This window comes from Allokutzneria sp. NRRL B-24872, assembly GCF_002155965.1.
Classification (GTDB): domain Bacteria; phylum Actinomycetota; class Actinomycetes; order Mycobacteriales; family Pseudonocardiaceae; genus Allokutzneria.
Genome location: NZ_MUMH01000051.1, coordinates 86827 through 94355, shown reverse-complemented (window position 1 = coordinate 94355; position 7529 = coordinate 86827). Strand labels below are relative to the sequence as shown.

At 70.3% G+C, this 7529-nt stretch carries 8 protein-coding genes and 2 pseudogenes; all 10 read right to left on the bottom strand.

Translation table 11 applies throughout. From position 1 onward, the window contains the following. Positions 1–204 (bottom strand): annotated as a pseudogene (locus tag CCN37_RS15045) (co-chaperone GroES); the annotation flags it as partial. Between the two features lie 108 nt (positions 205–312). Next, positions 313–2099, bottom strand: a pseudogene (locus tag CCN37_RS15040) (NHL domain-containing thioredoxin family protein). A gap of 223 nt (positions 2100–2322) precedes the next feature. Further along, positions 2323–2658 (bottom strand): hypothetical protein, encoded by a 336-nt coding sequence (locus tag CCN37_RS15035; protein WP_086821382.1) that lies wholly within the window; start codon positions 2656–2658, stop codon positions 2323–2325. Further along, a complete protein-coding gene (locus CCN37_RS15030) occupies positions 2655–3353 on the bottom strand; it encodes a hypothetical protein (protein WP_143261610.1) in 699 nt (232 codons plus the stop codon). Before CCN37_RS15030 ends, CCN37_RS15035 begins: the two co-directional genes overlap by 4 nt. Before the next feature lie 124 nt (positions 3354–3477). After that, the gene (locus CCN37_RS15025) at positions 3478–3852 is read right to left on the bottom strand and encodes an NTP pyrophosphohydrolase (RefSeq protein ID WP_086821380.1); all 375 of its coding nucleotides are present in this window, start codon (positions 3850–3852) and stop codon (positions 3478–3480) included. Positions 3853–3889: 37 nt separating this feature from the next. Then, the gene (locus CCN37_RS15020) at positions 3890–4117 is read right to left on the bottom strand and encodes a hypothetical protein (protein WP_143261609.1); all 228 of its coding nucleotides are present in this window, start codon (positions 4115–4117) and stop codon (positions 3890–3892) included. Between the two features lie 5 nt (positions 4118–4122). Continuing rightward, complete coding sequence (locus CCN37_RS15015) at positions 4123–4470, bottom strand: PadR family transcriptional regulator (RefSeq protein ID WP_086821378.1); 348 nt, start codon at positions 4468–4470, stop codon at positions 4123–4125. Between the two features lie 233 nt (positions 4471–4703). Next, on the bottom strand, positions 4704–5225 hold the full coding sequence (locus CCN37_RS15010; protein WP_086821377.1) for a GNAT family N-acetyltransferase: 522 nt from the start codon (positions 5223–5225) through the stop codon (positions 4704–4706). Next, the gene (locus CCN37_RS15005) at positions 5210–6577 is read right to left on the bottom strand and encodes a serine hydrolase (protein WP_086821376.1); all 1368 of its coding nucleotides are present in this window, start codon (positions 6575–6577) and stop codon (positions 5210–5212) included. Before CCN37_RS15005 ends, CCN37_RS15010 begins: the two co-directional genes overlap by 16 nt. 150 nt (positions 6578–6727) lie before the next feature. Continuing rightward, positions 6728–7528 carry an SAM-dependent methyltransferase gene (locus tag CCN37_RS15000; protein ID WP_246843056.1) on the bottom strand — a complete coding sequence of 267 codons (801 nt, stop codon included), beginning with the start codon at positions 7526–7528 and terminating at the stop codon, positions 6728–6730. Position 7529: the final 1 nt, after the last annotated feature.

Genomic DNA, 7529 nt, shown 5'->3' with positions numbered 1-7529 from the left:
GTTGAACAGCACGCGGTCGCCGACCTTGACGGTCCTGACGTGGTTGCCAACCCCGAACACCTCGCCCCACGACAAGCGCTTCGCGACTTGGGCGGTTGCCGGGATGACGATCCCACCACCGCTGCGCCGCTCCCCCGCCTCCCGCACGACTTTCACCATGACGCGATCGTGGAGAAGCTGGATTTCGAGCTTGGCATCGGGCACCAGCGGAGTTTACTGGGCGCGCCGGGGCGAGCTACCACGGATACCGGTCACACACCAGACCTTCGTTGCGGTGTAACGCGCGCGGATGGCACCGGTCGGTGACGCGGATCACTCAGCCTGTTCGTCCATTCCGCCCATGACCAGCGGCAACCGCCGCAGTCCGCGCTGGTCCACCCGGACCGGAACGCCCCAGTCCTGACGGGCCAACCGGCACACCGGGTGCTCCGCGTCGACGTCGCAGCTCGCCGCCTGNNTTCGGCGATGACCAGGCGGCGGCTCAGCCCGGTGCTCGCGCCCGCTCCCTCGACGAGCAGCTCCGGCGGCGAAGAGGTGATCTCCAGCCTGGTCGGCGGGCCGTAGCGCTCGTCCAGCTTCTCGCCGGGCGGCGGCGTGAACACCACGACCAGCTCGACCTCGCCAGCGGCGATGTCCGTGGGCAGCCTGCGCACCTGCTGCGCGGCTCCGGCGACCAGTTGCGCGCTCACACCAGGGGGAACGGGCCGCTCCAGGCGGTGCGCAGCGGAGGCGACCACGACCAGCTCCCCGTCGACGAGCACCGCTCCGGACGGCTCGGCGATGTCCGTTGCCAGCGTGGAAACCTCGTCCGCGACGGGGTCGTAGCGACGAACCGCGCCGTTGTAGGTGTCGCAGATCGCGACGCTGCCGTCGGGCAGCAGCGCCAGGCCGAGCGGGTGTTGCAGCAGCGCCTGCTTCGCCGGACCGTCCCGGTGGCCGAAGTCGAACAGCCCCTCGCCGATCGCCGTGTGCACCGTGAAACCGTTGTCGCCCTTGCTGATCCACCGCAGCGCCGAGGTCTCCGAGTCGGCGAGCCACAGCCGGTCCTCATCGGCGGCCAAGCCCGAGGTCTGCGCGAAGAAGGCCTGGTCGGCCGCGCCGTCCCGCAGGCCCTCCACCGTCGTTCCGGCAAATCGGGAAACGTTGCCCGACAAAGGATCGAACAGCCCGATCGTGTGATTTCCGGCCATCGCCACCACGACACCGTTGGCGGGCGGCCACCACACGGCGTCCCACGGACTCGTAAGATCGACTTCAAGTCCTGGTCCGCCCGTTCTCCCGTCGCGCCACTGGTTCCCGGTACCGGCCACAGTGGACACGCGCCCATCCGCGAGCCGGACTCCGCGCAGCAGGTGGTTCACCGTGTCCGCCACCACCACGTCGTAGCCCACCCGCTCGGCGATCTCGGGCGGCAGCAGGGCGAGACCGTTCGGCTCCGAGAACGTCGGCGCGTCCCCGTCCGCCCTCCCGCGCACGCCAGAACCGATGCGGCGCAAGAGGTTCTCACCGCTCTCGTCCAGCTCCGCGAGGCCGTGCCTGCCCGAGTCCGCCACCAGGATCGAGCCGCTCGGCGTGCGGATCGCCTTGGCGGGGAAGCGCAGCACCGTCTCCGGCGCGGGCGGTGGGACGTAGGGGCCGTCACCCCGGTGCAGCGTGCCCTTGGCGTCGTGCTCGGCGATCACCTCGCGGATCACCCTGCGCAGCGCTTCGGCGTGGCCCTCCCCCGCGGCCACGTGCACCACGTAGCCCTCCGGGTCGACCAGGACCAACGTCGGCCAGGCACGCACCGCGTACTGCTGCCACGTGCCCAGCTCCGGGTCGTCCAACACCGGGTGGTGGACCTCGTAGCGCTCGACCGCCGCCCTCAGCGCCTCCGGATCGGCCTCGTGCGTGAACTTCGGCGAGTGCACGCCGATCGTGACCAGGACGTCGGCGAACTCCTCCTCGATCGGCCGGAGCTCGTCGAGCACGTGCAGGCAGTTGATGCAGCAGAAGGTCCAGAAGTCCAGGAGCACGACCTTGCCGCGCAGATCGGCGAGCTTGACGTCCGCCCCGCCGGTGTTCAGCCAGCCACGACCGGTGAGTTCAGGGGCGCGCACCCGGGCGCGGGGCTTCGCAGAGGTCACGCCAGCAGTCAACACGAGGCGCCCCGCACGGCATTCCAACGCTCACATGCTGGGAGTTCGACACCACGGCCGCGGAAGGCGCGGCCCAGCGCGTCTTCGCGCCCACGCATTCCGGAGGTCTCGGGATGAAAGCGCGAATCAGGGACTTCGACTGCGCCGAGACGATGAACCCGGGCGCCCATTGGCGTTCGCAGGGCTAACTGGGGAAGTCCTCCGGTGCGGTGAACCACGCGATGTCGCCGGTTTCGAGCGGACCGCCCGTCGCGGCAAGCTCAGCGGCTTCAGCCTCAATGCGGGCGGCCGATTCCTCCGGGGTGGTCGGCCACGGCTGGAAGCGGGGAGTGAGGTCGCCGGGGATCATCGCGCCGTCGCGGACGAGCTGGGCGGCGGCGGTGGCGCCCTGCAAGAGCAGGTCCGTGGAGGCTGTGCCGATGTCGGCGGTCTCTCGGTAGTACGCGACGATGTCGATCAGTGACATCCAGTCGATTTCGAAGGACGCCGCAACGTATGCCTTGAGGTCGTCATAGTTCACGGTGTGCCGTCCTGTTCATTCACGTGCACCTTGAGCGCTGCCTTCTCGGTGGTGAGCGTCGTCGTCTGACCGTTCGGGGCGGTGAAGTCCAGCGTCGGGTCATTATCTCCGCCGCTACGGCTGTGCGTCCGGTACGCGAGCGTCGTCCCATCGGGGAACCGGTAGAACTGCCCCGGGTAGTTCGGCTTGTCTGCCAGCTCCGCGCCCACGCGTAGCGCCGCGAACAGCTCGTGCAGCTCCGCATAAGAGGACAACAGCCGCGTCGGCATCTTCTTGCTTCCCGTCGCGGCACGGCCGATGTCCACGCCGCCGTTGAGCACGTGCTCCTTCGCTGTCTTGCCCTTCCACCGTCCCGGCGGTACGGCCGCCCCAGCTCCGGGCGGCACGAACGCTGAGATGGCCGCAGGTACGGCGAGCACGGCTCCGTTCCCGGCCCGCCCCATGCGATCGGCGAAGCAACTCAAGGCCGCGCAGAGCGCCCCGGCGAACTCGGCGGCCCCCTCGATCACGGAGACGGTCTCAGACAGCACACCGACCGCGCCCGTGTGGTGCTCCGGCGCGCTTCCCTCCATCGCGACCGCCACAGCGTCGCGCGCGTCGGCGGCAAGCTCGTGTGCGTCGAGCACACGCGACCGAGCAGCCCGCACAATGTCGGCCGCAACGCGAACGCGATCGCCGACGTCCCCTTGAGCCATGCTTCAGCCCGGTACCTGGTACATCGCATTTCCCCCTCCTCGCCATGGTCAGCGGCGGGCCGAAGAAGGGGAACTACCAAGCCGGGCACATCGTTCAGGCAATCGCTCAGCTGAGCGAAACCGGTCAGCGGACGGCGCGGGGGCCGAGGAGGTCGGCGCCGAGCTCGGTGACGCGGGTGCGGAGGCCGCGGTCGGCGGTGACCACGACGCAGTGCCGAGAAGCGGAGGACCGCACGAGGTCCACGATCGCGTCATCGCCGGAGCCGGGCGCGGAGACGACGCGGACGCCCTCCACCCCTGACACGTCCCGAGCGGCGCCTTCGACGACGAGGACGACTTCGAGCGGCCCCGGAAACGACGGCAAACCGTTGTCGCGCAAAGGAATCAGCGAGTCACGAAGGCGTTCGTTGGCGCCGCGCCGATCACGCCACCAGCCGTCGGGGACGGAGCCGACGACGTTGGCGGCGTCGACGATCAGCAGCGGCGGGTCCCCATCCACGGCCTCAGCGTGCCAGGGACTCCGCGCCACCGCCGAACTACGGCATGGGCGGAGCGCTCGGCGACGCGGAGAACAGGAAGAAGGCCAAGCCGACGACCAAGAGGAACACGACGACGACGCCCACCGCGATCAACGCCCTCCGCAGGGTGGAGGACGCGGGCGCAGGGGGCGGCGGAGGAACAGGCTGGTCCTCGAGAGCGGCGCGGACGATCTCCTCCGGAGCGCCGATGCGGTCGAGGTAGTCGCGGATGAGTTGGTCTTCCATCACCTTCATCGTCCCTCCGAGGGGGCCAGGAATCCTTCGACGGCATCGCGGAACCGGGTCCACTCCGCCGTGAACTCCGCGAGCGAGGCGTGCCCCGCCCTGGTCAGCGAGTAGTAGCGCCGGGGCGGCCCCGACACGGACTCCTGCCAGGTCGTCTCCACCAGCCCGTCGCGGCGCAGCCGGGACAGCAGCGGGTAGATGGTGCCCTCGCTGGTGGTGAGGGCCCCGCTCGCGCCGAGCGTCTGGACGAGTTCCACGCCGTAGCGCGGGGAGTCCCGCAGCAGAGCCAGCACGCAGTACTCCAGGACTCCGCGCCGCATCTGGCTGACTGCTTTGAAGCCCCCCGCTACCATGCAGCGCAAGGTACCTGTGTTCGCGAGGTACCGCCAGCGCCGGAAATTTGGCAATGCGGGCGCATTGCCAAGAGCGGTGAAACGTGGATACGATGCACGTGCATTGCAAAGGCCAGCTAGACCAGGGTGATCGCAGGGGTCTGGACCGAGGGGGTCGGGCTCACCTGGGGGACGTTCACCCAACCCCTTGTCGGGGGGACCCACGCGGTCCCCCCGACAACGGTTTTCCGGGGTCAGAGCCTGCGCACGAAGGAGATCCGGTCCAGTCCGGGACCGTCGTAATCCGGCTGCACCCACACGCCGTCGACGACCTTCTCACCTTGCTCCACGAGGAAGCCCAAGGCCGTGTGGAAGGCGAGCGAAGTGGTGTTCTCCGGGCTGGTGATGCAGTGCACCCGACTGCGCCCGTGCTCCCGCGCGAGGTCGAAGAAGCACTGGTAGAGGCTGCGCGCGAGGCCCGACCGGCGCAGGCCCGGGTCCACGCCGACGAAGTGGACGTACGCGGCGTCCTGGTCGGTCTGGGACAGGAACCCGATCAGGAAGCCGACGAGGCGGTCCCGCTCGTCCTCCACCAACCAGCTCGTCGTGGTGAAGTGCTGGAAGTACAGGCGGGGCAACAACAACGCGCGCTGCCGCGACCCCGCCTCACCGCCGAGCCCGTCCCACCACTCGTCCAGCACGGCGAGCAGCCGCAGGTGGTCCTCCGGCCGGGGGTGCCGCAGCCGCAGCCCCTCGCCGATCACAGACCGCGCCACCCGGCCTCGTCCACGCCGCCGGGAACGGCCGCGTTCGGGTCGTAGGGGGTCCTGGTGAAGATGAACGTGTTGAGGTCGAGGTGGCTGACCTCGCCGTCGGCCCCGCGCACCACGCGCAGTTCCTCGCCAGCGTAGTAGCCGTCCAGCCCGATCCACGCGCCGTGCTCGTCGAGGCGGAAGCGGGAGGACCTGCCGCGGCCGTTGATCGGCGTCAGGTCGAGCATGCCGCCCTGGCGCAGCCGCAACGCGTAGGCCGAAGGCCCCCAGTACCACTGCCCGGTCAGCGCGAGCAGCCCACTGTCCACTTCGGACTGAGGCATCGGCGTCCAGGTCGCGGGCACGCGCGGCTCGCGCTCCGCCATGAGGTCGAAGTAGTCGGCGAGCAGGTTGTACCCGCCGCCGGTCGTGGTGTTGGCCAGGAACAGAACGCCGGTGCTGTCCTTGGGGTCGACCCACACGGTGGCCAGGAAGCCCGGCATCGAGCCGGTGTGCCCGGCGACGCGCCTTCCCTTGTGCCGCATGAGTTGCAGGCCGAGGCCGTGCCCACCGCGCCACTCGTCGGCGTCGTCGACGATCGCGGGCTCGCGCATCTCCGCGACGGTGTCGGGATGCAGCACGTCGCCGGTGTCCCCGCCGAGGAAGGCCGCCCAGCGCGCCAGGTCGGTCGCGGTCGACCAGAGCTGCCCGGCCGGGGCCATGGAGCCGCCGTCGTGCGAGGGCTCCGGCAGCAGCACGTCGGCCCACGGGTGCACGGCGTAGCCCTGCGCGTGCGGAGCTTGAGCGAGAAAGGTGGTGCGGCCGAGGCCGAGCGGGCGCAGGATCTCCGCCTCGGCGGCCTCCATCCAGCTCATCCCGCGCGCACGGGCGATGACCTCGCCGAGCAGGCCGAAGCCGAGGTTGGAGTAGTGGAACCGGCGACCGGCGCGGTGCGGCACGGACTGCTTGCCCAGCAAGGAGATCAGCTCGTCCGCGGGCATGCCTGGAACGCGCTCCCACCACTCGCCGGGCGACTCGGCGGTCAGCCCGGAGGTGTGCGAGAGCAGCTGCGCGATCGTGCTCGCACCGGCGGGCGTGCCCTGCACGAAGCGGTCGAGCGGGTCGTTGAGGTCGAGCTTGCCCTCGTCGCGCAGGCGCATGATCAGCGCGGCCACGAAGGTCTTGGTGATCGAGCCGATCCGGTACTGGGTGTCCGAGGTGGGCTCGGCGCCGTCGACCTGGCCCCGCGCGCCGATCCACACCGGCGCTCCGTCGCGCACGACCGCGGCGACGATCGACGGGACGCGGTTCTCGCTCTGGTCGACGGCGAGGCGGCGCAGCAGCGCGCGCTGGGTACCGGCCAACAACTCGGGCATGCGGGTTCCTCCCCAGATCAGCATTTCGCCAGGGCAGTCCACCACACGGGCGAGGCCTCGCCCAACCGTCCGCAGGAGGCCCCGGACCGCCGAACGCGAGAACGGCGGCTTCAACAGGGCGAGTGAACGCGATCATCCGATCGGCCCAGGTCAGTCGAGCGACGGCTTTCTGCCGATGCCGCACCGCCACGACTTCCACTGCTCAGCCGAGTCCGGCCGCCAGTCGGACAGGCGCACGAGGCCGGGCGGCACCATCTCCAGTCCGGTGAAGAACGCCGCGACCTCGGCCTCGGTGCGCACGACGATCGGGCTGGCCGTGCGCTGGTAGACCTTCCGCACGGTCTCGAAGCCGGAGTTCTCCTCGTCGGAGAAGTCGTCGTTGGTGCCGTGCGAGAGCACCAGGTGGCTCCCGGGCGCGAGCCGGTCGAGGTACCCGGCGACCACGCCCCACGGGTCCTGCTCGTCCGGCACGAAGTGCAGCACCGCGACCATCAGCACGGCCACCGGCCGGTCCAGGTCCAGCAGCTCGCGCACCTCGGGCTGGGCCAGCACCTGGTCGGGGTCGAGCAGGTCGGCGCGCACCGCGGCCGCGTCCGGGTTGCCCGCCAGGATGCGCCGCCCGTGGCCGACCGCGATCGGGTCGACGTCCACGTAGACCACGCGCGCGTCCTCGCACTCCCCCTGGGCGATCTCGTGCACGTTGCCGACCGTCGGGATGCCCGAACCCAGATCGAGGAACTGACGGATTCCCTTGTCCACCAAGTACTTCACCGCGCGACGGAGGAAGGAGCGGTTCGCCCGGATGGCCAAGCGGACCCCGGGGAAGGCCTGCTCGGCGGCTGCGGCGGCCTCGCGGTCGACGGAGAAGTTGTGCGAGCCCCCGAGGAAGTGGTCGTACATCCGCGCGGCGCTCGGCCGCGTCAGGTCGATGTCCTCGGGCACCCAGTCCACG

Coding starts and splice junctions, on each gene's coding strand:
- CCN37_RS15030 (WP_143261610.1), bottom strand. CDS start 3,353: ATGGCTCAAGGGGACGTCGGCGATCGCGTTCGCGTTGCGGCCGACATT.
- CCN37_RS15015 (WP_086821378.1), bottom strand. CDS start 4,470: ATGGTAGCGGGGGGCTTCAAAGCAGTCAGCCAGATGCGGCGCGGAGTC.
- CCN37_RS15020 (WP_143261609.1), bottom strand. CDS start 4,117: ATGGAAGACCAACTCATCCGCGACTACCTCGACCGCATCGGCGCTCCG.
- CCN37_RS15005 (WP_086821376.1), bottom strand. CDS start 6,577: ATGCCCGAGTTGTTGGCCGGTACCCAGCGCGCGCTGCTGCGCCGCCTC.